This is a genomic window from Streptomyces araujoniae (assembly GCF_050871195.1).
Taxonomy (GTDB): Bacteria; Actinomycetota; Actinomycetes; order Streptomycetales; family Streptomycetaceae; genus Streptomyces; species Streptomyces bacillaris.
In genome coordinates, this window is sequence record NZ_CP194070.1 from 6,203,352 (window position 1) to 6,228,144 (window position 24,793).

The window sequence follows — 24,793 nt, forward strand, 5'->3', positions numbered from 1 at the left end:
ACCGGGTGCCCCTGCCCAAGGTCGACATCGCCGGATACGGCGCCGACGCGCGTGGGACGGGCACCGCGCGCGACCGGGACCAGGCCGCCCAGACCCGGGGCGAGGAGCGGGCGCGGGCCGCCGGGGAGCTGTTCGTCCGGGCGCTCGACCACGCCTTGCAGACCCTCCAGGCGGGCCTGCCCGCCGGAGCCGTACCCCTGAGGGTGCGGGACTTCACCATCACCGCCCGGGGCCGCACCCGGGTGCCGGGCCAGGGCGTCACCGTGGCCCCGGCCGAGCGGATCGACCGGGACGCGCTGGGCCGCCAGGCCACCGTGGGCATCGTCTCGCCGCGCCACGCGGCCGCCCTGGACGCCCTGGACGCGCTCCGCCGCACCGATCCGGCGCTGCGCCAGGGGCCCCTGGACGTGGCCGCCGTCGCCCGACGCATCTGGCACCTCGGACCCGCCGTCCTCGTCGACCCCGAGACGCGGCGCGACCTGTACGAGCTGACCGGCCGGGCCGTCGCCGCCGGCCGGGCCACCAGCCTGGCCGCGCTCACCGCGTTCCACCTGGAGGAGCAGGGGCTGCTCGGTGACGACCGCGCCCGGTACGTCACGAGCGGCGGCACCCGGGTGCCGGGCCTCAACTGGACCGGCCCGCAGACCGCCGAGACGGACACGATGCTCGTCGACCGGCTCACCACGGGACCGGCGGGCACCCCCGTCCGCACGGGGGAGTCGGCGCTCTCGCCGTGGCCGTGGGACCAGGCCCCCTACCCGGTGCTGGCGGACGGCGGCCACGACCGGGTCACGGCGCTGCTGCCCGACGGCACCACCTGGGAGCTGGACGCCGACGAGTTCGCCGAGGTCGTCGCCGCCGACCTGACCCGCCATCCGCTGCCGGAACGGGCTCCGATCGTGCTCGCCGTGCCCTCGGCGGGCGACCGCTACCTGGACCTGCCGCGCAGACTCGCCGAGCGCACCGGCCGCACCGTCTGGGTCCACACCGGCCTGGCCCAGCGCAACCCCGACCCGGCCGCCACGAGCACCATCGGCGTGCTGCACCGGGACGGCCTGCCGGACGGCACCTGGCTCCCGGTCCGGCCCGGCCTGGCGCCCGACCCCGACGACGACGTCCCGGCCTGGCACCGCGACGTCCTCACCCAGCCGATCGTCAGCTCGCGGACCGGGGAGCAGATCGGACGGAGCTTCCACCACCCGGCCGAACTCGTCGGACCGCGCGAGACCTACGGCGACCTGGACCGGATGTCCTTCTACGTCCACTGGGACGCCGCGACGAACGCGTACTCCGGCAAGCTGCCGATGCGCGATCCAGGCCCGGCCGACAAGGCCTACCGGCTGGCGGGCCACGGGTTGCCGGGCGGGCTCTCCCTGCCGCTGTCCGACGGCAGCGACCGGGCCGTCGACCGGCACGAGGCGGCCGGGTGGCTGCGCCGCCGCAAGAGCCTGTCGAGCCTGCCGAAGGACCACTGGGTCGACCTGGTCATCTGCCACTCCGGAGCCCCGGCGCAGGGGTCCGCCCAGGACGTCGCGCAGCTCTCCGGCCCGCTGCCCGTGCCGTTCACCGCCGACCCGCTGGGCGAGGACGCCCTCTCCCTCGGCCAGCACCTGGCCAACCAGCTCCGGCGCACGACCCGGCTCTCCTACTCCTCCCAGGGCGTCAACCACTTCGGCGACGGTCCGATGAGGGTGCTGGCCACCGACGCCCAGGGCCGCCCCTGGTGGTGGGAGACCAGCCACCCGGAGCCGGACGAGGCCGAGTTGGACCGCCTGGCCGCCCAAGCGGAGCCCGGTGTCACGCCGTCCCCGCAGACACGCTCCGAAGTCCTGCGCGCTGTCAGGGCGTTGAAGGTGGTCATGGGCCCCGACGTGGTGCTCGACGCCGACTTCCCCGACTTGGTCGCCGGAGCCGTGGCGGTCGCCGGGATGTGGGCCGCCGACCCGGACCTCGGACGGACCGGCCCCCTCTGGCCGCAGTCGCTGAGCCAGGTGGTCGCCGCACACCCCCTCGCCCCCGGCGGGACGGACCCGGCCGCCGTCCGCCAGGTGCTGGCGGAAGCGGCCGAGGCCTGGCGGGACTCCGGCGGCACCCTGCCCGTCAGCGGCTTCGTCGCCCTCCCCGGCCTCCGTACGGCGGTGGACTGGCTCTCCGACCCGGCGGCGGTCGACGCTGCTGCCGTCCAGGCGCTGGGCCTCACCGACCCGGCCGACGCGCCCGCGCACCGCACCCGCATGTTCTGGGCGCGGGTCCGCGCCGAGGAGACCCTGCTCGGCCCGGCCGCCGACGCCCTGACCGTACGGGCCCTGCGCCTCGACCCGGACACCGCGCCGGACGACGCCGGGCGCGCGGCCGCCCGCGACCTGCTCACCCGGGGTTTCGCGGCAGGCCGGAACATGACCGACCCCGAGGTGACGGGCGCCTACGCGGCCGAGGCGGCCGGTGCCCTCACCGCACCCGCGCTGCTCACCATGGCGGGCACGGCGTTCGGGTCCGGCCGGGACTGGCGCGACAAGCCGACCCTGCTGCCCCGGCTCGACGCCTTCCGGGTCGCGGACACGACGGTGGACGCGCCGTGGGCCGGAGTGGACGCGGGCGGGCAGAGCCGGCCGGTGCCCTACGCCGTACGGGCCTCGGTGGACCTGGAGGACAGCAGCCACGTCCAGCTGACCACGGGCGGTACCTCCCACCGGCTCTCGGCCGCCGAGTTCGCCGAACTGCTGGCCGCCGACACCGCCTTGGGCGCCGGTACCGCCACGACGCCGGTCCTGCTGCTGCTCGACGGGCTCAGCGGCCCCGACCCGGTGCTGGCCGAGACCGTCGCCCGCAGGCTGGGCCGACCGGTGTGGTGGAGCACCTCCCCGGTCGAACTGTCCGCCCCGGACGCCGCCGAGGGCGAGCTCCCCGTGCTCGCACCCGACCTCTCCACCCTGTCCCAGCCCACCGCCACGGACTGGCGGTACACGGCCCCCGCCACCGCCCCTGCCGTCGGCGGCCCGCAGGTTCCCGCCACCCCGGCCCCCGGCCCCGGCGCGGCGACCCCGGCCGTCAACAACAACCCCACGGCGGAGCCGCACGCCGCGCAGGACCCGGCCCTTCCGGACCCGGCCCGTCAAGGCCCCGCACCGGCGGAAGCGACGACCACCGGGCAGCAAGCCACCGGGCAGGAGACCACAGGACCGGAAACCACCCGGCAGGAGGCCACCGGGCAGGAAACCACTGGGCAGGAAGCCACCGCGCCCGTGGACGTCCTGTCCACCGACAACCCGCCCCGCGACGCCCATGAAGCCCGCGATGCCCGAGAAGCCCGCCACGCCCGCAGCTCCCTCGGCGACCCGATGGAGGGGGTGGAGCCCACCTCCCTGCCCGCCACCGCCCCTCCCGTGGCCCCCGCCCCGGTGCGCCCCCCGCAGCCCCTGCCGTCCCGGACCCTGGTGGCGTACGGGAGGGACGCGACCAGCCCCTCGGCCGAGGGGGAGCGGACCCTGGAGGTGCTCGCCGCCCAGGTGGCCGCCACCGGGCTGCGCAACCACCGGGCGGGCGCGTCCCTGCCCCGTGTCGAAGTCACCGGCTACGGAGCGGTGTCCGCCCCCGACCGGGCGCCCGGCGGCTCGTTCGGACGGCGGCGGGCCACCACCGCTCGCCAGCGGTTCACCCGGCTGCTGACGGCCGAACTGGACCGGCTCCAGCAGGGGTTGCCCGCCGGGGCGCCCCGCCTGACCGCCGACGACTTCGGCGTCGTCGTACGGGCCATGGCCCGGGTGCCCGCCGACTGGGTCGGCACCGGCGCCCTCGCCGGGGTCACCCGGGCCGAGCTGGGCCGCCAGGCGGTCATCGCGCTCCACCAGCAGCCGGACGCGGTGGCGGTGCAGAAGCTCGACACCCTGCGCCGCCGTGACCGCGCGCTCCGGACCGGGCCGCTCGACGTGGACGCCATCGCCCGCCGCGTCCTGCGCCTGGACCCGGCGGACCCGGTCGGACCGGACACCAGGACCGAGCTGTTCGGACTGGTGGGCCGGGCCTCGGCGGCCGGGCGGGCCACCGGCTTCGCCGCCCTGGCCGCGTACCACCTCTCCGAGCTGGGCGTGACCGCACCGGACCGCGACCGCCACTTCACCGTGGGCGGCGGCCGCGTACCCGGGCTCAACTGGGGGAGCGGCGAGGCCACCGCGCTCGACACCACCCGGAGCGACCTGCTGGAGGCCGATCCCGCAGGCGGCTACGACGTCGTCAGCTCCTCACCCACCCCGTGGCCGGCCGGGCGGACCCCCTATGTGGTGGCCGCCGACGGCGGGCGCGACCGGGTGGCGGCACGGCTGCCCGACGGCACCGTACGGGACCTGGACATCGAGGAGTTCACCGAGCTGGTCGCGGCGGACCTGGCCCGCGAGGCCCTGCCCGCGGACACCCCCGTCGTCCTCGCCGTACCGTTCGCCGCCGACGGCCTGCTCGACCTCCCCCGCAGGCTGGCCGACCGCATCGGCCGCACGGTGTGGGCGCACAGCGGCCGGGTCACCGTCGAGTCCGCGCCCGGCGAAGCCGCCACCATCGACGTCGTCCGCACCCCGAAGACCCCCCGCGGCGACTGGATCGCCAGCGACCCCGGGCTCGGGCCGGACCCGGACGACGACGTGCCCGCCTGGCACCACGAGGTGGTCAGCCGGGCGCTCGTCAGCGCGCTCACCGGCCGCCAGATCGGGCGGGCCTCCCACCATCCGGCCGAGTTCGCCGAGGACTTCGAGGAGGACGACCGCCACCTGGACCGGATGGGGACCTTCGTCCACGACGACCCGGCCACCGACCGGCTCTCCGGCGCGTACGACCTGCCCCGGCCGGGCCCCGAGGACCGGGCGTACCGGCTGGACATGCACGGCCGCCCCGGCGCGCTGATCCTGGCCATGAGCGACGGCAGCACCCGCGACATCGACGAGCGGGAGGCCGGACCGTGGCTGCGCCGCCGCAAGAGCCTGACCACCTTGCCGAAGGACCACTGGGTCGACCTCGTCGTCTGCTGGAGCGGTGCGCCCCGCGACAGCGCCGTACCCCGGCCGAGCGCCGCCTCCGACGCCTACGACGGCCCCTTCGTCGCGGACCCCCTGGCCACCGTCTCCATGGGCCAGCACGTGGCCAACGCCACCGGGCGCGCCGTACGTCTGGCCTACAGCTCGCAGGGCACCCGCTCGGCCAACGGCCAGTACCAGCGCACCCTGTTCACCGACGCCCGGGGCCGCCGCCACGCCTGGGCCCTGGCCGGCCCCGAACCCGACGACGACGGACTCGACCGGCTGGCCGAGGCCGCCGGAATCAGCCCCGGCGACGCCGAGGTGACCGACGAGATGCGTACGGCGACGCTGCGCCTGGTCCGCGCCCTGCGCTTCACCCTCGGCCACGACATCGACGACGACCCCGGCTACCCCGAGCTGCTGCGCGGCGCCGCCGCGATCGACCAGATGTGGCGCAGCGACAACGACTTCGCCGACGCCGGACCGTTCACGCTGGACCTGTTCCACCGGGTGATCGCCGCGCACCCGGAGGCCGCCGCCGGGGCGGACGGAGCGGCCACCCGGCGGGTGCTGGCCGAGGCCGCGGAGCACTGGCGCCGCTACCCGGGCGACGGGCTCATCGCCTTCGTCGAGCTGCCCGCCGTGGAGGAGGCCGCGCAGTGGCTCGCCCAGGGCACCGCCGAGGACGAGGCCGCAGCGGCCCTGCGCGTCCGCACCGACGAGGTCGGCGAGGCGGAGCTGTCCCGGATCTTCTGGGCCCGGGTCAAGGCCCTGGAGACACTGCCGGAAACCGGCCCGGACGCCGAGGAGTTCAGCGACCGGGTCCTCCACCGGGATTCCGGTACGGGCTTCGCCCACGCCCGCCGCGCCGAGGCGCTCGACATCCTCACCCGGGCCTTCGCGGCGGGCCGGGACGCGGCCGTCACCGATGTCGCGGCGGCCTACGCCCTCCAGGAGGCGGGCGCGTACGAGGACACCGCACTGGACACGGTCCAGGGCACCGAGGACGGCACCGGCCGCGACTACACCGACGGGCAGCCTGCCGACGTGGACCTGACCCGGTTCCGCACCCCGGCCGGACTCGCGGACGCGCCCTGGGCCAAGGGGCCGACCGGCAAGGCCGAGCCCGTCCCGTATCTGGTGCGGGCCGGGGCCGACGCGGACGACCCGGACCTGATCGAGGTGGCCTGGGGCGGCGACACGTACGCCACGACGGCCGGTGAGTTCGCCGAACTCCTCGCCGCCGACCCGGTGCTGTCCCGCGAGGAGCTGACCGAGCCGGTGCTCCTGGCCTTCCCGGACCCGGTGTCCGACCCGGCCGCGCTCGCCGGGTACGTCGCCCGGAGGCTGGGCCGGACCGTGTGGTGGACGGAGTTCCCGGTGGATCTCTCCGGCACCGATGACAGCGGCGACCCGGTGCTCACCCTGCACCCGTCGGCCGACGGCACCGGGCCGGGCGCCACCCCCTGGCAGCGGACCCGCCCGGGGCGCCCGGTCTCGGCCGATGAGGCGCAGCGCCCGGTCCCGGCCCCCCGGTCCCGTGCGGCGCGGGGCGGCGACGGGCCCGCACCGGCCGGGCGGGAGCGGGCGTCGGCCCCTGCGGCGGACGGCCGATCCGGACCCGCGGCCCCCGGCGCCACGGCACAGGACACGCGGCCCTCGCCCCCGGAGGCGCGGCCGTACACGAGGGACGGCCGGTTCGACCGCGAGTTCGCGGAGACAATGGCGGAGTTCCCGCTGCTCGTCGACGACGGCCGGCAGCGGGTGTGGGGCTTCGGCCAGGACGAGGCGGAGTACCACGTCTTCGTGGCCGAGATCCCCTCCCTCGGACTGCGCGGCGTCTACAGGCCCGAGGGCCCGTCCGCCGGGCGGGTCACCGACATGGCCGGCCGGCTCCACGCCGACGGCCCCTCCTGGGACTGGTACCTGCCGGGGCGCGGGCTCGTCGCCTCCTCCCGCCTGAGGACGGTGACCGGGCACGTCGAGGGCTACGACGCCATGGAGGTCCCGGCCGGATGGCGCACCACCGGCACGGTCAGCCCGATTCCGCCCGTCGACCCGGCGACCGTCGCCGCCGACCCCGGGACCCTGGCGAACGGCACGCTGCCCGAGGCGCTGTGGCGCGACCACGACGGCCCGCTCCACCGCTTCAGCCCGGACGGGCCCGACCGGGTCTTCGCCGAGGGGCTCAGGCCGTACGGCAGCACCGTGCTGCATCTGATCGACCACGTCTACAACACGACTCAGGGGTCGGTCTTCGCCAGTACGACGGCCAACCCGGACTACGTGCGCGACAGCGCCCGCGCCAACCCGGCGGGCGCACCTGCCCTGTTCCGCCGCTACCGCTGGCGCTACGACATCGTGGCCCCCGGCGGCATCGACGTGAACGCCACCCTCGGCGTGGCCTCGCCCTTCCCGGACCAGGAGGAAGTGCTCTTCCCCGGTGGTGTGGCCGGCCGGTACGTCCGGGGCGCGCAGCCGATGCTGAACGGCGAGCCCGCCGGCCCGTTCGTCCCCAACCCGCACTTCGCGCCGGGGACCGCGACCGGGTCCGCTTCGCCGTCCGACGGCGGCCCGGCCGCGGACCGACGGGCCGGGGCGGGCGCATGAAGCGGCCCCGGCCGCACGACGGCCACGCACCGGCCCGGCCGCTCCCGCCCAGGCCGCACGACGGCCACGGACCCGCCCGGCCCCTCCCGCCCCGGCCGCACACCCGACACCCGCACCACCGGTAGCACGCCGAGCACCCGCACAACCAGCACCCGCAGCACGCCGAGCACCCGACACCCGCACCACCCGACACCCGCATCACCCCGCATCACTCCAGCTCTCCCAGCACCCCCAGTGAACGAGGACCCGATGAGCGACCCCGGCACCCGGCCCACCGCCTCTCCCGTCTCCCCCCTGGACCCCGCGCCCCCGGAGGAGTTCGTCGAGGCGGCCCGGCTCGCCCCGGACCACTGGCTCTATCTGGCCGACCCCGCCTGGAAGGGCGAGGGCCCGCCCCCGGAGTGGGCCGTCATCGGCCAGTGGCGCTCCGACTCCGCGGGCGAGATCGTCGAGTGGGAGGACAACCCGGACTACCGCCCCTCGCCGGAGGCGATGGGATGGCCCGAGCCCCTGGACCCGGTGGACCGGGCCGTCCAGCTCGCCACCACCGGCTACGGCCCCGTCGAGGACGTCACCGCCGCACTGGCCGGGGCCGAGATCGCGGTGCCGGTCACGGCCGACGGCGAGCCGGTGCGCGCCTCGGCGCCCGACGGTACGGCGGTGGTTCCCGTCTACACCTCGCCGGGCTACCTCCACAGCCTCGGACAGCTCCGCTCCGTGACCCTGACCCTGGCGGAGTTGCTCGCCCTCCTCCCGGCCGGCCACAGCCTCAGCCTCAACAGTTCGGCCCCGGTGAGCATGGTGCTGGCCGCCGAAGGCCTGGCGGACGGCCCGGGGAGGACTCCGGAGAAGCAGGGGAAGACTCCGGAGGAGCCGGGGAGGACGACCCCCTAGTACTCCAGCTCTCGATCGTCATCAGGCGTCGTGAGACGCTGCTCTTCATGATCGCCAAGCTGCAGTGTGTGGTGCTGGACTGTGCCGATGTCGTTGAGCTGTCCCGCTTCTACCAGTCGCTTCTCGGCGGTGCGGTGAACCGGCCGGATCCCCGGTGGTCGCTCGGCGAGGGCTGGGCGACGCTTCACACGGACGGTGGGCTCGTGCTGGCCTTCCAGCGGGTGGAGGACCACCGGCCACCGCAGTGGCCGGATCCCGCTCGACCCCAGCAGTTCCACCTCGACCTGGGGGTCGAGGACCTGGACCGAGCTCAGGAAGACGTCCTCGATCGGGGCGCCTCACTGCTCGATGAGGGGGACGGGAAACGGAGTTGGCGCATCTTTGCGGATCCGGCAGGTCACCCGTTCTGTCTCGTCCGGGACTGACAGGAGACACCGCGAGGACGCGGCCACCGTTGATCACCGTGAGTCGTGCGGACTGGCGATGAGACGGCGGCCGCAGGCCACAGCACAGCTCCCGCCCGGTGGTGACAGGCGTTCGAGACGGCCATGAGCCGGATCGCGGGCCGGGGAGGCCGGCCCGCACGGCATGCGGCATCCGCTGTGCCGGGCCGCCCCGGACGCCCTGGTCCCACTGTCCTGCGACGAGATCCGGCGCCTGTTCATCACGGTCGTCGTCCAGCCCCTCCACGACATCACCCACCGACTCGGCTGGTCCGACTGGCGACGCCGCCATCAGCAGCGATCGCGCACCAGCCATGACCGGCGGCAACCCATGTCCCAGACGTGAAGATCACGATCACAGCTGGAGTACTAGGGGACGATCGCCCCCTTTTCTCCGCTCTCGTCCCTCCCTCGGGATCGCGCATTGCGCGTTCCCGACCCCGCGTTTCCTTTCTTTCAGGGTCGCCGACCGACAAAGCTCGTCACGTACGGCGCCGAAACAGGCACAGCCGGGGCGCACCCGGCCGGTACACGCCCATCGGAAGAGCGATCCCTGAATCGAGGAGCGTCCCGTCCGTGAAATCCCAGCGTGAAATTCTCACCCCGCAGATGCTGCGGTACGACGACTTCGACGACCGGGCGGAAACCCGGTATCTGCCCTACCTGATGTATTTCCACCGGGCGGACTACCGCTCCGCGACGATCAACACCGATCGGCTGGGATTCCGCGTCTCCCACGGTGCCACCGAGCGGGGATCGGTGGCGCATCCGCCCAAGGGCCCGGTCCGGCTGCTGGCCGGCAGCTCCACGCCGTTCGGGATCGGCGCGACCGGCGACGGCACGACCATGGCGTCACGGCTCTGGAGCCGGTACGCGCCGTCCGTCCCCTGGCTCAACTTCGCCGGCCGCAGCCACAACTCGATGCAGGAACTGCTGCTGTTCCTGATGCACCGGGAACTGGTCCCCGAGATCGACGAGATCGTCGTGTTCTCCGGGCTCAACGACCTGGCGCTCAGCCGGCTGCCCGATGCCCAGCGCGGCGAACACGGCGGATTCTTCAACTGCGGTGAGTACTTCGACCGGATGGAGGAGCTGCGCGCCTCCCACCGCAAGGCCAGGCGGGGCTTCGGCCGACGTGCTGCCGGGCCGGAGGACGAGCCGCACGTGGTGCCCCCACTGGCGGACCGGATCGCGTACGCCGTCGACCTGACGACACGTCATCTCGCCGCACTCCGGCTGCTGGCCGGACCGAGCGGAGCCCGTATCACCTACGTACTCCAGCCGTTGGCGACCTGGGTCCGGGAGTCGGGGTCGCCCGAGGAGAAGGCGGTCTTCGGGGAACTCGACGACATCTCCAACTTCTGGGAGCTGTACGGGGACATCGCCACCCTGGAGTCCGGCCGCAGGTACGCCGACGCGCTCCGCGTGGCCTGCGAGGCGCAGGACGTCCGCTTCCTGGACATGAGCCCCGTCCTCGCCGAGTCGGTCACGGGCGACGACTGGCTCTATGTGGACCGGGCGCATTTCACCGACCACGGCACGGAAATCACCTCCCGGCTGCTGGCCGAATCCCTCGGGCTTTCCTGAACGGTCCGCCGGTTCCCGTACCCGGCCACGCGTTCCCGCGCAGCTTCAAGCCCTGCCCGTACTGGTCCACGCCTCCACGCCTCCACGCGTCCCGCACTGCTCTGAGCGCTCCCGCAATCCTCCAAGCGTTCCCGTGAGCCACCGTGCATTCCCTTACACCTCCCTGCAAGAGAGGGCTGCCTGTCATGTCGTTCGTGCGAAAAATCATCGCGAAAGTGCTCCGGCGCAAGCAGAAGGCGAAGAACGACGCCTCCATCTACCCCATGTTCTGACCGCACGTCCCGACCGCACGCGAACCGACGGAGAGAGGGAATCGATGCACAGCCAACAGGCGGCCGCCCCGTCCCCGGCCACGCCCGCCGCGGAGCGCCGGACGGGCCGTCCGCACGGGCTGCCGGGGGACGGCGGCTCGGCACGCACCGTGTACGCGTATGCGACGGACCCGGAGGCGTCGCTTCCCGAGGGCCGGTTCGTGGAGGAGGTGCGGACCGCGGTCCGCCGCGCCACGGACGCGGGCGTGGCCACGGGCGACGGTTCGCTCGACGGCCTCCTCCGGCAGGCCGCCGACTGGGCGGCCGGTGAGCGTTCGCGCCACCTCGCCCTCGTCACCCCGGGGCAGGGGGAGGAGCACCCCGAGGGCCATGGCGAGGTGCTCGTCCGGCGGGCCGTCCTCGGCTGCGCCCCGCTCGCCCTCCTGTCCGGCGCCTGGCTCCAGTGGCTCAGCGCCCCCGGCAACGCCGACGACCCCCTGGCCTTGCGCATCCTCGCCCTGTACGCCTCCGACGTCGGCGCCGGCCATCCCGCCGCCTCCCGGGGCAGCGCCTACCTCGAACTGCTGCGGAGGCTGCGGCTCGCCGAGAACGCGGCCCCGGCCGCCCGCCTCACCGGCGACCAGCGCATTCCCGACAGCGCGTTCCGCCTCCCGGCCCTGCTCCTGGCGATGAGCCGGCGCCCCGACGACTTCCGGGGCGAGATCCTCGGCGCGGACCTGTGCCTGCGTGCCGTCGGGCTGCCGCCCGCCCTGGAGCCGGTCCGGGCGGTGCTGCCGGCCGGCGCGGACTGGGCCACCCTCGATCCGGCCACCAGGCGCGCGGCCGAAGGGCCCTTGCCCGTCGACCAGTGCCGGGCCGCCGTGGACGCGCTGGTCGAGAGGGAGGGCGAGCGGGGTGCCGACGCCGTACGCTCCGGCTTCCGCTGGATGCTGGCCGGGCTCCGGGAGTGGTCCGAGGCGCTCCACGCGGAGCTGGTGGCGGCCGGGGACCCCGCGTTCGACATGGCCGAGCTGATGCGGCTGCGGTCCCGCGAAGGCGCCGTCTACCACCACCAGTTCCTGCTGGAGGGCAAGCCCCTGGCCCGCTGGCTGGCGGAGTGCCGGACGGACCCGGCCCCGCTGCTGGAGGTCCTGGCACGCAGCAAGCTGGTCAAGCCCGGTCGTTCCGGGGCCAGTTCGCTGGTGCGGGGGCTGGTCGGCGAGCGCGGACCGATGTTCCGGGTCTTCTCGCCGGAGGATCTCACGGTCATCCGGCGGTGGATCGACTCCCTCCCGCAGAAGCCCGCCGACACCCCCTCCGGGCCCCGCCCGGCCTCCGGAACCCACGGGGCCCACGAAACCTCCGGAACCGCCCGAACTCCTGGAACCGCCCGAACTTCCGGAACCGCCCGAACCTCCGGAACCGCCCGAACTTCCGGGACCCCTGGAGCCCACGGCACCTCCGGGGGGCCCGCCGAGCCGCCCCCGGCCGGTGCGCGGGACGCCCTCGCGGGGGTGGCCGGAGCCCTGCGGGCCGGGGCGGGTTCCCCGGGCCGTACGCCCTCCGGGCTGCGCGAGGCGTACCACCTGCTGATGAGCCGTACCGACACCCCCGCCCTGCGCACCTGGGCGATGGAGTACGTGGACGGCTGGCTCGCCCGCTCCGGCCACGGCATGGACCGTACGGCGATGCCGCTGCCCGAACGCTGGAGCCACGCGGGGCTGCGGCCCTGGCTCCAGGCCCAACACGACCGGCACGGCGCCGAGTTCGAGGAGAACGCGGCGATCCCCCTGCCCTCGAAGGAAGCGGTGGTGGACGACACCGTCCAGACCGCGCCGCTCACCCTGATCGACGGCAGCTGGCTCCAGGGGTTCACCGACTACGAGCAGGCCTCGTCCGCGATCGGACACTCCCTCTTCGAGACGTACTGGGACGAACTCGGCAATGGCGAACCGCACTTGAACCACCCGCTCATCTACCGCGACGTGCTCAAGGAGATGGGGGTGGAGCTGCCGCCGACGGCCTCCGCCGCGTTCGCACAGTGGCCCGGCTTCCGCGAGGAGTCCCTCGAACTCCCGGTGTACTGGCTGTGCGTGGGCCGCTTCCCGCAGACCTATCTGCCGGAGGTCCTCGGCCTGAACCTGGCCATGGAGCTCTCCGGCGTCGGCGGCACCTACCGGCGGGCCCGGCTCGCCCTCAAGGCGTACGGCTTCAGCACCCGCTTCGTGGACATCCACAACACCATCGACAACGTGGCCACCGGCCACTCGGCCTGGGCCGCCGACGCCGTGGACACCCTGCTCGCCTCGCTGCCGGACGCGCCGGGACCCGGGGCCCGGGCCGACGTCTGGGGGCGGGTGCGCGTCGGCTACCGCTCGCTCAACCCGCCGAGGAGCGTCGGCGCCCGGTTCGCGGCCCGCCGCACCCGCTTCACCGGCCGCCGCAAGTGACCCCCCGGACGCACGCCCGCCCCACCCCTCTCGCCCGCCCCGCAGCCCTCGCCCATCCCGCGGTCCTCGTCCACCTCACACCCCTCGCCCACCTCACACCTCTCGTCCGTACCGCACCTCTCACCCCCTGCCCCGCCCCAGCTCCATTCCCCTCCCGATCCCCCTCCCGATTCCCCATCCAGCCGGAGGAACGCAGCGGTGTCTGACCTCATTCTCGGAGTCTCCGCCTTCTACCACGACAGCGCCGCCGCCCTCGTCGCCGACGGCGTGCCGGTGGCCGCGGCCCAGGAGGAACGCTTCACCCGGCGGCGGCACGACCCCTCCTTCCCCTCCCGCGCGGTCGCGTACTGCCTCGACGAACAGGGCGTCAGCCTGGACGACATCTCGGCCGTCGCCTACTACGAGGACCCCCGGCTGAAGTTCCGCCGGCTCCTGGCCACCTTCGCGGGCGCCGCGCCCACCGGCTTCGCCTCCTTCCGGGACACGCTGCCCGCCTGGCTCGGCCGCACCGGCAAGCTCCGCACCGACGCGACCGTACGGGCCGAACTCGCCGCCCTCGGCCGGGGCCGGGTCCCCGAGCTGTCGGTCCGCCGCCACCACGAGTCGCACGCGGTCTCCGCCTTCTTCCCGAGCCCGTACGAGTCCGCGGCGGTGCTCTGCATCGACGGCGTCGGCGAATGGGCCACCACCACCCTCTGGCACGGCCGCGGCACCGCCCTCCGCCCCGTCTCCGAAATCCGCTTCCCCCACTCGCTCGGCCTGCTGTACTCCGCGTTCACCTACTTCTGCGGCTTCAAGGTCGACTCCGGCGAGTACAAGCTCATGGGCCTCGCGCCCTACGGGAAGCCGCGTTACGCCCGCCTCATCCGCGAGGAGCTGATCGACCTCAAACCCGACGGCTCCTTCCGCCTGAACATGCGCTACTTCGCGTATCTGCGCGGCCAGGTCATGACCGGACGCGGCTTCGAGAAGCTCTTCGACGGACCCCGCCGGACCTCCGAATCCCCGCTCACCGAGCGCGAGTTCGACCTCGCCGCGTCGGTCCAGGCGGTCACCGAGGAAGCCGTGCTCCGACTGGCCCGCACCGCCCGCGAGCGCACGGGGGAGTCCCGCCTCTGCATGGCCGGCGGGGTCGCCCTCAACTGTGTGGCCAACGGCAAGGTGATCGACGCCGGGATCTTCGACGAGGTGTGGGTCCAGCCCGCCGCCGGAGACGCCGGGGGAGCCCTCGGCGCCGCCCAGGCCGTCGCGGCCGAGCGGGGCGCCCGCCGGGACCACGTCCCCACGGGGCGCGACGCGATGAGCGGGTCCCTGCTCGGGCCCGCGTACGGCGACGACGAGATCGCCGCCTACCTGGACGCGCGGTCCGTCCCGTACCGCCGCCTGGACGACGACACCCTGGCCGCGCAGGTCGCGGACGGGCTGGCGCAGGGGAAGATCGTCGGCTGGTTCCAGGGGCGCATGGAGTTCGGCCCCCGGGCGCTCGGTGCCCGGTCCATCATCGGGGACCCGCGCAACCCGGACATGCAGTCCGCGATGAACCTCAAGATCAAGTTCCGGGAGTCCTTCCGCCCGTTCGCCCCCGCCGTCCTGGCCGAGGACGCGAAGGACTACTTCGACCTGTCGCAGGAGAGCCCGTACATGCTCGTCGTCTCCCAGGTCGCCGCCGCCCAGCGGCTGGAGGCCCGGGACGGCGGCGCCACGGGACTCGACCTGCTCAAGGTGCGGCGGTCCACCATCCCCGCCGTCACCCATGTCGACCACTCGGCACGGGTGCAGACGGTCACCGACCGCGAAAACCCCGCCTACCACCGGCTGTTGACCGCCTTCAAGTCCCTCACCGGCCTCCCGGTCCTGGTCAACACCTCGTTCAACGTACGCGGCGAGCCGATCGTCAACTCCCCGCAGGAGGCCTACACCTGCTTCATGCGGACCGACATCGACATGCTCGCGCTCGGCAACTTCCTTCTGGAAAAGGGCGATCAGCCGGTCTGGACGGAGGAGTCCGACTGGCGCGACGAGATCCCGCTCGACTGAACCGGCCCCCGTCCGCACTTCTTCGCGCCGACACGAGAACGGAACGAACGTCCATGCGTACCTTGCGCACCCTTCTGCTCCTCCTCGCCTACTACCTGGTCGTGACCCCGGTCGGCCTGCTGAGCCGGCTCGTCGACGACCCCCTCGCGCGCCGCTGGAACCGGCGCGCCGACACGTACTGGAACGCGCCGCCCGCGTCACCGGCTCGCTGAGCGGGACGACGAGGGCGTGCAACCGACCCAACGGAGACAGACGATGACCAGCTTGCTCCAGTTCGCCCGGTACCGCGTCGAGGACAGCGCCCGGGACCTGCTGCGCAAGGAGATATCGGCCCGGGTATCGGAGACCAGCCTCGATTCCGACCTCGACGACGCCATCCTCGGCGGGATCGGCGCCTACGCGCTGCGGCGCCATCTGCCCGGCGACATCCTCCAGGGCAGCCAGGTCTTCACCGCCGCGGGCTCCCACGCGCTGCTCCTGTCCAACCTGCCCACCCAGGACTTCCCCGCCACCCCGGTCAGCGGCTTCGCCGACGAGAGCGCGCTCGCCGTCACCAACGCGATCCACCTGGGGATGATCAGGCTCCTCGGCTGCACGCCGTTCGCGGTGAGTTACGAGAACGACGGCCGCCTCATCCGCAATGTCGTCCCCAACCCGGCCGCGTCCGGCACCACCAGCTCCTGGGGGGCCGACTCGGAGTTCTTCTGGCACTCCGACAACCCCCACCAGCCGTTCGGCCCGCCCGGCTCGGACCCCCGGCTCTACACCCCGCCGTACCTCACCTTCTTCGCCATCCGCAACGAGGAGCGCATCCCCACCGAGGTCGCGGCCCTCGACGACGTCGTCGTACGGCTCGACGAGGAGACGCAAGCCGTCCTCAGGGCACCGGAGTTCGAGGTCGGGGCGCCCGACTCCAACGACGGCGACACCATCGGCCCGCTGGTGAAGACCCCGGTCCTGGAGACCGGGCCGGACGGCCGCCACCGGGCCCGTTACGACCGGGGCACCACGGCCGGTCTCACGCCCGCCGCCCAACAGGCCCTGGAGCGCTGGCGCGAGGTCCTGCTCGACATCCCGGCCGCCGATCTGATCCTCCGGCCGGGCGACTTCATGATCTTCGACAACCTCCGGGTGCTGCACCGCCGCAAGGCCTTCACCCCGCACCCGAACACGACGGCCCGCTGGCTCCGCCGCTGCTACGCCGCCTGACGGGCCCGTCCCACCACACGGCACACCTCTCACTCTGCACCCCTCACTCAGTACCGCTGACTCGGCGCCCCCGCACTCAGTGCCGCTGTCTCAGCACCCTCACTCAGCACTGCTGACCCAGCACCCCTCACCTCACCCTCACCCGAACCCCGAAGGGAACCCCATGGGCAAGTACCGCGTGGCAGTCATCGGCGGCCGGCCGGCACCGGTCACGGGAGCCAAGGAACTCGGCATCGACGTCGTCCTCGTCCACGAGGAGGGTGCCTACGACGTGGCCGTCGCCCAGCACTGCGAGCGCATCATCCACGGCCCTCTGGCCGACGGCCCCGCCATCCTCGAACTCCTCAAGCCGCTGCACGAGGAGCGCCCCTTCGACCGCGTCCTCACCACCACCGAACCGGCCGCCGAGTCCACCGGCTTCGTCGTGGACGCCCTCGGCCTGCCCGGCGTCAGCGAGTTCACCGCCCGCGCCCTCAAGGACAAGGCGCTCACCCGGCAGTTGCTCGACGAGCACGGCCTGAGCCCGGTCTGCTACCGGCTGGTCCGGAGCGCCGAGGAGATCGCCGCCTTCCGGGCGGAGGTCGGTGACCGGATCATCGTCAAACCGGTGGACGGCGTCGCCAGCCTGCACATCCACCCCGTGGACGGACCCGAGGACGCCGAGAGGGCATGGGAGGCGCTCCAGGAGGCGGAGACCTCGGCCGTCATCGCGGAGGAGTACCTCGACGGCCCCGTGGTCAGCGTCGACTCCTTCTCGCACGCGGGCCGCCACCTCACCATCGGATACTCCGAGTACCGGATGAACGAGCGGTACGTCGAGTGGGAGGTCAGCACCCCCAGCCGGTACGCCACCCCGTGGCTCGCCGAACTCCGCGACCTCACACCGAAGCTGCTGGACGCGGTGGGCCTGACCGAAGGTCCCTCGCACAGCGAGTTCGTCCTCACCCCCAAGGGCCCGCGCGTCCTGGAGTCCCATGCCCGGCTGGCCGGCAGCGGCGCCCCCGAACTGGTCCGCCGCGCCTTCGGGCTGAACCTCAACCGGATGTTCCTCACGGTCCCCCTCGGCATCGACGAGCTGCCCGCGACCTCGCCCGAACCGCTGGGCGGCGCGGCGGTCCGCTTCTTCACCCCGGAGCCGGGCACGGTCGACGCCGTCGAGGTGGCCGACGACGCGGCCGACGAGGTCCGCCGCATCCCGAAGGGCGAGAAGCAGTACGTGTTCCTCCCGTACCTGGACGAGTTCGCGGATACGGAGGTGGCGGCGGTGATCGCCAAGAGCGTCGGGGAGACCGTACCGCCGCTGCTGACCGTCGCGGACTGCGTCTCCGGGTACGTCATCGCCTCCGGCCGCGACGCGGACGACGCCGTGGCCAAGTGCGAGGCGACCAACGACCGCATCCGCTTCAAGACGAGCTGAGGGCGGCGCCGGGGTTCCGGGCTCTGCCCCGCCCTCCCCGGCCCGCGCCACGGAATCCGGGTGGCCAGGACCGCGCCCCTGGTCCGGCCACCCGCCCCCACCGCCCCTGCTCCCGCTCCTTCACCCTTCCTCCTTCGCCCCTGCCCTTTCCTCTGCTCCGCCTCTGCTTCCCCCGCCTCTTCCGGCTCCTGTCTCCTGGGATGGACTCACCGATGAACACGATCATCTGCCCCGTCGGGACGGAGGGGTCCCGGCCGGACCCCGTCGCCCAGCTGCACACCGTCCGCCGACTGGTCGAGGAGCGGTACAGCAGCGAACAGCCCCTCGCCCGGGCCGCGCTGCACCTGATCGACTGCGCCACCGACATCGTGGGCCAGCTCCCGGACGGCGACCTGGACGCGGCACGCGGCGCACTGGGCTCGGCCCGGGCCGCCGTGGTCTCCGCGACCTTCGCGGTGGGCCGGGTCCGGGACATGTCGGCCGCCGGAGCGGACCGGGCATGAGCGACCACATCGTCGTCCTCCACCGCTGGCGTGACCGGCACGCCCACTACGAGAAGTACCTCGACCACCGCACCCACCGGGTCACCTACGTGACCACGGAACTGGCCCTGGACTCCGTACCCGGCGAAGCGGCGGCCGCCCGTACCGTCCCGGCCACCGACGACCTCGACGCCGTCTGGCGCGCGGTCACCGAGCTGCGGACCCACTTCGGCGTGCCCGAGCGGGTGGTGGCCCTCAACGAGGGCGACCTCGACACCGCCGCCCTGGTCCGCGAGCGGCTGGGCTGCGCCGGCCAGACCTCCGCCGCGCTGTCCCGCTTCCGCGACAAGCTCACCATGAACCGGGTGACCGCGGCGGCCGGGATTCCCGCCCCCGCCTTCGGGGACGCCCCCGACGAAGCCGCCGTCCTGTCCTTCGCCGAGCACCACGGCTGGCCGGTCGTGGTCAAGCCGCGCCGGGGAACCGCGAGCCGGGGCGTCGTACGCCTCGACTCCGAGGCCGACCTTCCGCTGCTGCGTACGTCACCCCCGGAACCCCGCCTGGTCCAGGAGTTCTGCGCCGACCCGGTCTTCCACATCGACGGCCTGTGGACCGGCGAGGAGCTGGGCCCCTGGCGGGCCTCCCGGTACGTCAACACCTGCGTCGACTTCACCCAGGGCGAGGCCCTCGGCTCGGTCGAGGTCGACGACCCCGAACTCCTCGGCCCCCTCGGCGCGTTCACGGCCCGGGTGGCCGCGGCCCTCGGCCCGGAACCCTGGGTCTTCCACCTGGAGGCGTTCGTCGGCACGTCGGCCGGCGGCTCGCCCTCGATCCGCTTCCTGGAAGCGGGGTACCGGGTCGGCGGCGCGGAGATCCCGTTCGTCTGGCGCGAGGTGCACGGCATCGACCTCGCGGGGGCCGCTGCCGCCGTCCAGCTGGGCCGCCGCCCGGAACTCCCCGTACCGGAGGAATGGCGTACGGGAGGCTGGCTGCTGGTTCCGTCCCCCGTACGGGCCCCCTGCCGCGTGACGGCCTGGGACCTCCCCGACCCGCCGACCTCCGAGGAGGGCCCGTACACCGCCGTGATCCCGGCCGTGGGCCAGGTGGTCCCGCGCCTGGGCGGGTACGAGCACGTCGGCGCCCGCTTCCGGTTCCGCGGCGCGTCGAGCGGGGACGTGGAGAAGGCGATCCTGAGGACGGCGGCCCAGTTCCGCCTGGAGTGTGCCCCGGAGCGAGGAGTGCGAGGAGCGCGCGCGGTCTGCGGGCTGGATCGGTGAGGGCCGGGAACGCGGGCGGGGGCGGGCCGCTCGCTGTACTGGTCCTGGAGGACGGTCGCACGTTTCGTGGCCGTGCTTATGGGGCTGTGGGGGAGACCTTCGGCGAAGCGGTGTTCTCGACGGGGATGACGGGCTATCAGGAGACGTTGACGGATCCGTCATATCACCGTCAGGTGGTGGTGATGACGGCCCCGCATGTCGGGAACACGGGCGTCAATGATGAGGATCCGGAGTCGGGTCGTATCTGGGTTTCGGGTTATGTGGTGCGTGATCCTGCGCGTAAGGCGTCCAACTGGCGTGCGCAGCGGTCGCTGGATGAGGAGTTGGCGGCGCAGGGTGTGGTGGGGATCAGTGGTGTCGACACCCGTGCTCTCACCCGCCATTTGCGGGAGCGGGGTGCGATGCGGGTGGGGATCTTCTCCGGCAACGCCATCGCGGACGAGGGCACGCTGCTGGCGAAGGTGCGCCAGGCGCCGGAGATGACGGGCGCGGACCTCTCGGCCGAGGTCGCCACGAAGGAGGCGTATGTCGTCCCCGCGATCGGTACGAAGAGGTTCACGGTGGCGGCGGTGGATCTGGGGATCAAGGGGATGACGCCGCACCGGATGGCGGAGCGGGGTATCGAGGTGCATGTGCTGCCCGCGACCGCCACCCTGGAGGAGGTGTACGCGGTGAACCCCGATGGTGTGTTCTTCTCCAACGGTCCTGGTGACCCTTCTACCGCCGACCATCCCGTCGCGTTGATGCGGGGTGTCCTTGAGCGGTCGACTCCGCTGTTCGGTATCTGTTTCGGCAATCAGATCCTGGGCCGGGCGCTGGGTTTTGGTACGTACAAGTTGAAGTACGGGCACCGTGGGATCAATCAGCCGGTGCAGGACCGCACCACCGGCAAGGTCGAGGTGACGGCGCACAATCACGGCTTCGCTGTCGACGCCCCGCTGGACCGGGTGTCCGACACGGAGTTCGGCCGTGCGGAGGTGTCCCATGTGTGTCTGAACGACCAGGTGGTGGAGGGTCTGCGGCTGCTGGACCGGCCGGCGTTCAGTGTTCAGTATCACCCCGAGGCGGCGGCCGGTCCGCATGATGCCGCTTACCTGTTCGACCGTTTCGTTTCTCTGATGGAGGGCCAGCGTGCCTAAGCGCTCCGATATCCAGTCCGTCCTGGTCATCGGCTCGGGTCCGATCGTCATCGGCCAGGCCGCCGAGTTCGACTACTCCGGCACCCAGGCCTGCCGGGTCCTGAAGGCCGAGGGGTTGCGGGTCATCCTGGTCAACTCCAACCCGGCCACGATCATGACCGACCCCGAGATCGCGGATGCCACGTATGTGGAGCCGATCACGCCGGAGTTCGTGGAGAAGATCATCGCGAAGGAGCGCCCTGATGCGCTTCTGCCGACCCTGGGCGGCCAGACCGCGCTGAACACCGCGATCTCCATGCATGAGCAGGGTGTGCTGGAGAAGTACGGGGTTGAGCTGATCGGCGCCAATGTGGAGGCGATCAACAAGGGCGAGGACCGCGACCTGTTCAAGGGCGTCGTCGAGGCGGTGAAGGAGAAGATCGGGTACGGCGAGTCCGCCCGGTCGGTGATCTGCCACTCCATGGACGACGTTCTCGCCGGGGTCGACACCCTCGGTGGCTACCCCGTCGTCGTCCGCCCCTCCTTCACCATGGGCGGGGCGGGTTCCGGGTTCGCTCATGACGAGGAGGAGTTGCGGCGTATCGCCGGCCAGGGCCTCACGCTGTCTCCGACCACGGAGGTGCTGTTGGAGGAGTCGATCCTGGGGTGGAAGGAGTACGAGCTGGAGCTGATGCGCGACAAGAACGACAACGTCGTGGTCGTGTGTTCCATCGAGAACTTCGACCCGATGGGCGTCCACACCGGTGACTCGATCACTGTCGCCCCGGCGATGACGCTCACCGACCGCGAGTACCAGCGGCTGCGCGATGTGGGTATCGCGATCATCCGCGAGGTCGGGGTCGACACCGGCGGCTGCAACATCCAGTTCGCGATCGACCCCACCGATGGGCGGGTCATCGTGATCGAGATGAACCCGCGCGTCTCCCGGTCTTCCGCTTTGGCGTCGAAGGCGACGGGTTTCCCGATCGCCAAGATCGCCGCCAAGCTGGCCGTCGGTTACACGTTGGATGAGATTCCGAACGACATCACGGAGAAGACCCCGGCCTCGTTCGAGCCGACGCTTGACTATGTGGTGGTGAAGGCCCCGCGGTTCGCGTTCGAGAAGTTCCCCTCGGCTGATTCGACGCTGACGACGACGATGAAGTCGGTGGGGGAGGCGATGGCGATCGGCCGGAACTTCACCGAGGCCCTCCAGAAGGCGCTGCGCTCTTTGGAGAAGAAGGGCTCGCAGTTCGCCTTCACCGGCGAGCCGGGGGACAAGGCGGAGCTGTTGGCCGAGGCGGTCCGTCCGACCGACGGCCGTATCAACACCGTCATGCAGGCGATCCGGGCGGGTGCCACCCAGGAGGAGGTCTTCGACGCGACGAAGATCGACCCCTGGTTCGTCGACCAGCTCTTCCTGATCAAGGAGATCGCCGACGAGCTGGCCGCCGCCGACAAGCTCGGCCCTGAGCTGCTCGCGGAGGCGAAGCGGCACGGGTTCTCCGACGCGCAGATCGGCGAGATCCGCAGCCTGCGCGAGGACGTCGTGCGCGAGGTCCGCCACGCGCTCGGCATCCGACCCGTCTACAAGACGGTCGACACCTGCGCCGCGGAGTTCGCGGCGAGGACGCCGTACTTCTACTCCTCCTACGACGAGGAGAGCGAGGTCGCGCCCCGGACCAAGCCCGCGGTGATCATCCTCGGCTCGGGTCCGAACCGGATCGGGCAGGGCATCGAGTTCGACTACTCCTGTGTCCATGCTTCCTTCGCCCTGTCCGACGCGGGCTTCGAAACGGTGATGGTCAACTGCAACCCGGAGACCGTCTCCACGGACTACGACACCTCCGACCGGCTCTACTTCGAGCCGCTCACCCTGGAGGACGTCCTGGAGATCGTCCACGCCGAATCGCTGGCCGGACCCATCGCCGGCGTCATCGTCCAGCTCGGCGGCCAGACCCCCCTCGGCCTCTCCCAGGCGCTCAAGGACAACGGCGTGCCCGTCGTCGGCACCTCCCCCGAAGCGATCCACGCCGCCGAAGACCGCGGCGCCTTCGGCCAGGTCCTCGCCGAAGCCGGACTGCCCGCGCCCAAGCACGGCACCGCCACCACCTTCGCGGCCGCCAAGGCCATCGCGGACGAGATCGGCTACCCCGTCCTCGTACGCCCCTCCTACGTCCTGGGCGGGCGGGGGATGGAGATCGTGTATGACGAGGCGCGTCTGGAGTCGTACATCGCGGAGTCCACCGAGATCAGCCCCACCCGCCCGGTCCTGGTGGACCGTTTTCTCGACGATGCGATCGAGATCGATGTCGACGCCCTCTACGACGGCACCGAGCTGTACCTCGGCGGTGTGATGGAGCACATCGAGGAGGCCGGGATCCACTCCGGTGACTCGGCCTGCGCCCTGCCGCCGATCACGCTGGGCGGGTTCGACATCAAGCGGCTGCGCGCCTCGACCGAGGCGATCGCCCGGGGGGTGGGGGTGCGCGGGCTGATCAACATCCAGTTCGCCCTGTCCGGGGACATCCTCTACGTCCTGGAGGCCAACCCCCGCGCCTCCCGCACGGTGCCCTTCACCTCCAAGGCCACCGCCGTCCCCCTCGCCAAGGCCGCCGCCCGCATCTCGCTGGGCGCCACCATCGCCGAGCTGCGCACCGAGGGCCTGCTGCCGAAGACGGGTGACGGGGGCACGCTGCCGCTGGACGCGCCGATCTCCGTCAAGGAGGCCGTGATGCCGTGGTCGCGGTTCCGTGACATCCACGGGCGGGGTGTGGACACGGTCCTGGGGCCGGAGATGCGCTCCACCGGTGAGGTCATGGGCATCGACTCCGTCTTCGGCACCGCGTATGCGAAGTCGCAGGCCGGGGCGTACGGGCCGCTTCCCACCCGTGGGCGGGCGTTCATCTCGGTCGCCAACCGGGACAAGCGCTCGATGATCTTCCCGGCCCGTGAGCTCGTCGCGCACGGGTTCGAGCTGATGGCGACCTCGGGGACCGCGGAGGTCCTCAAGCGCAACGGGATCAACGCCACGATCGTGCGCAAGCAGTCCGAGGGCACCGGTCCCAACGGTGAGAAGACGATCGTCCAGCACATCCACGACGGCGAGGTCGACCTCATCGTCAACACCCCCTACGGGACCGGCGGCCGGCTCGACGGGTACGAGATCCGTACCGCGGCCGTGGCCCGCTCCGTGCCGTGCCTGACCACCGTCCAGGCACTCGCCGCGGCCGTCCAGGGCATCGACGCCCTCAACGGCGGCGACGTCGGCGTCCGCTCCCTCCAAGAACACGCCGAACAGCTCACGGAGATGACCTCGCGGGATCAGCTCGACCCGGTCGAGGGCATCGAGGTGTCCAGGGCGACGGAGACGGCCAGGAGGGCGAGCGCCGTTCCCATCATGTAGCGCTGCACCTTGAGCCAGGAGGGGCGGCGCGCGAGGAAGACGGCGATCGAACCGGCGGCCAGGACGATCGACAGGTTGACCGTGAGGGCCACCGCGATCTGGACGGAGCCGAGCACGAACCCCTGGAACAGCACGTGCCCCGACTCCAGGTTGATGAACTGGGGGATGAGGGACAGATACATGATGGCGATCTTCGGGTTGAGGAGATTCGTCATCAGCCCCATCGTGAACAGTTTGCGCGGGGAGTCGTGCGGCATCTCCTGGGGAGCGAAGACGGAGACGCCGCCGGGTTTGAGGGCGGTCCAGGCGAGCCAGGCCAGGTAGGCCGCGCCCGCCAGTTTGACCGCGACGTACAGCTCGGGGACCGCGACGAAGACCACGGAGAGGCCGAGATTCGTCGCCAGCAGGTAGACCAGGAAGCCGACGGCGACGCCGCCGAGGGAGACGACCCCCGCCCGGCGGCCCTGGGTGATGCTCCGGGAGACGAGGTAGATCATGTTCGGCCCGGGGGTGAGCACCATCCCCAGGGCCACCATCGCGACTCCCAGTACTCCGGTCAGCTCAACCATTCCCGTGCGCCGCCTTCTGCTCCGTGGGTGGGACCTCTGC

General features: G+C 72.6%; 14 protein-coding genes and 1 pseudogene (1 of these 15 running past the window's edge). 14 read left to right on the forward strand and 1 reads right to left on the reverse strand.

All coding sequences use genetic code 11. From position 1 onward, the window contains the following. From ACQ9ZG_RS26635 to carB, 14 genes and pseudogenes are all read left to right on the forward strand, one after another. On the forward strand, nt 1-7,613 hold the 3' portion of the coding sequence (locus ACQ9ZG_RS26635; protein ID WP_499281639.1) for a lonely Cys domain-containing protein. Its footprint begins 23,656 nt before the window's first position; 7,613 of the gene's 31,269 nt are visible here — the last part of the coding sequence; its start codon lies beyond the left edge, outside the window; its stop codon occupies nt 7,611-7,613. Nucleotides 7,614-7,862: 249 nt separating this feature from the next. Then, entirely contained in the window at nt 7,863-8,507 is a 645-nt protein-coding gene (locus tag ACQ9ZG_RS26640) for a type VII secretion system-associated protein (protein WP_109917163.1), read from the forward strand. Nucleotides 8,508-8,554: 47 nt separating this feature from the next. After that, nucleotides 8,555-8,932 carry a VOC family protein gene (locus ACQ9ZG_RS26645; RefSeq protein WP_109917162.1) on the forward strand — a complete coding sequence of 126 codons (378 nt, stop codon included), beginning with the start codon at nt 8,555-8,557 and terminating at the stop codon, nt 8,930-8,932. Between the two features lie 187 nt (nt 8,933-9,119). Continuing rightward, nucleotides 9,120-9,296: pseudogene (locus tag ACQ9ZG_RS26650) on the forward strand (IS701 family transposase); the annotation flags it as partial. 230 nt (nt 9,297-9,526) lie between these two features. Further along, nucleotides 9,527-10,537, forward strand: a complete 1,011-nt coding sequence (locus tag ACQ9ZG_RS26655) for an SGNH/GDSL hydrolase family protein (protein WP_109917161.1) — start codon at nt 9,527-9,529, stop codon at nt 10,535-10,537. 316 nt (nt 10,538-10,853) lie between these two features. Next, nucleotides 10,854-13,238, forward strand: coding sequence for an iron-containing redox enzyme family protein (locus ACQ9ZG_RS26660; protein ID WP_499281297.1), 2,385 nt, complete (start codon nt 10,854-10,856; stop codon nt 13,236-13,238). A gap of 198 nt (nt 13,239-13,436) precedes the next feature. Next, complete coding sequence (locus ACQ9ZG_RS26665) at nt 13,437-15,275, forward strand: carbamoyltransferase family protein (protein ID WP_499281298.1); 1,839 nt, start codon at nt 13,437-13,439, stop codon at nt 15,273-15,275. A 53-nt stretch (nt 15,276-15,328) separates the two neighbouring features. Next, on the forward strand, nt 15,329-15,487 hold the full coding sequence (locus ACQ9ZG_RS26670; RefSeq protein WP_181398220.1) for a hypothetical protein: 159 nt from the start codon (nt 15,329-15,331) through the stop codon (nt 15,485-15,487). 43 nt (nt 15,488-15,530) lie between these two features. Further along, nucleotides 15,531-16,484 carry a TauD/TfdA family dioxygenase gene (locus ACQ9ZG_RS26675; RefSeq protein WP_109915249.1) on the forward strand — a complete coding sequence of 318 codons (954 nt, stop codon included), beginning with the start codon at nt 15,531-15,533 and terminating at the stop codon, nt 16,482-16,484. A 163-nt stretch (nt 16,485-16,647) separates the two neighbouring features. Continuing rightward, nucleotides 16,648-17,901, forward strand: coding sequence for an ATP-grasp domain-containing protein (locus tag ACQ9ZG_RS26680; RefSeq protein WP_109915248.1), 1,254 nt, complete (start codon nt 16,648-16,650; stop codon nt 17,899-17,901). A 212-nt stretch (nt 17,902-18,113) separates the two neighbouring features. Beyond that, entirely contained in the window at nt 18,114-18,404 is a 291-nt protein-coding gene (locus tag ACQ9ZG_RS26685; RefSeq protein ID WP_018490382.1) for a hypothetical protein, read from the forward strand. Then, nucleotides 18,401-19,660, forward strand: a complete 1,260-nt coding sequence (locus tag ACQ9ZG_RS26690; protein WP_109915247.1) for an ATP-grasp domain-containing protein — start codon at nt 18,401-18,403, stop codon at nt 19,658-19,660. Before ACQ9ZG_RS26685 ends, ACQ9ZG_RS26690 begins: the two co-directional genes overlap by 4 nt. Next, nucleotides 19,657-20,799 (forward strand): glutamine-hydrolyzing carbamoyl-phosphate synthase small subunit, encoded by a 1,143-nt coding sequence (carA, locus tag ACQ9ZG_RS26695; protein ID WP_109915246.1) that lies wholly within the window; start codon nt 19,657-19,659, stop codon nt 20,797-20,799. The genes ACQ9ZG_RS26690 and carA overlap by 4 nt, the downstream gene beginning before the upstream one ends. Beyond that, nucleotides 20,792-24,184, forward strand: coding sequence for a carbamoyl-phosphate synthase large subunit (carB, locus tag ACQ9ZG_RS26700; RefSeq protein WP_499281299.1), 3,393 nt, complete (start codon nt 20,792-20,794; stop codon nt 24,182-24,184). The genes carA and carB overlap by 8 nt, the downstream gene beginning before the upstream one ends. Here the strand turns inward: carB and ACQ9ZG_RS26705 are convergent. Then, nucleotides 24,103-24,753, reverse strand: a complete 651-nt coding sequence (locus ACQ9ZG_RS26705) for a LysE family translocator (protein ID WP_028418007.1) — start codon at nt 24,751-24,753, stop codon at nt 24,103-24,105. The two genes, carB and ACQ9ZG_RS26705, sit on opposite strands and share 82 nt — an antisense overlap. Between the last annotated feature and the right edge of the window lie 40 nt (nt 24,754-24,793).

What these genes read in the sequence shown, in the direction of transcription:
- ACQ9ZG_RS26685 (WP_018490382.1), top strand. Translation starts at nt 18,114, where the DNA reads ATGAACACGATCATCTGCCCCGTCGGGACGGAGGGGTCCCGGCCGGAC.
- ACQ9ZG_RS26680 (WP_109915248.1), top strand. Translation starts at nt 16,648, where the DNA reads ATGGGCAAGTACCGCGTGGCAGTCATCGGCGGCCGGCCGGCACCGGTC.
- ACQ9ZG_RS26705 (WP_028418007.1), bottom strand. Translation starts at nt 24,753, where the DNA reads ATGGTTGAGCTGACCGGAGTACTGGGAGTCGCGATGGTGGCCCTGGGG.
- ACQ9ZG_RS26690 (WP_109915247.1), top strand. Translation starts at nt 18,401, where the DNA reads ATGAGCGACCACATCGTCGTCCTCCACCGCTGGCGTGACCGGCACGCC.
- ACQ9ZG_RS26640 (WP_109917163.1), top strand. Translation starts at nt 7,863, where the DNA reads ATGAGCGACCCCGGCACCCGGCCCACCGCCTCTCCCGTCTCCCCCCTG.
- ACQ9ZG_RS26660 (WP_499281297.1), top strand. Translation starts at nt 10,854, where the DNA reads ATGCACAGCCAACAGGCGGCCGCCCCGTCCCCGGCCACGCCCGCCGCG.
- ACQ9ZG_RS26675 (WP_109915249.1), top strand. Translation starts at nt 15,531, where the DNA reads ATGACCAGCTTGCTCCAGTTCGCCCGGTACCGCGTCGAGGACAGCGCC.
- ACQ9ZG_RS26670 (WP_181398220.1), top strand. Translation starts at nt 15,329, where the DNA reads ATGCGTACCTTGCGCACCCTTCTGCTCCTCCTCGCCTACTACCTGGTC.
- ACQ9ZG_RS26645 (WP_109917162.1), top strand. Translation starts at nt 8,555, where the DNA reads ATGATCGCCAAGCTGCAGTGTGTGGTGCTGGACTGTGCCGATGTCGTT.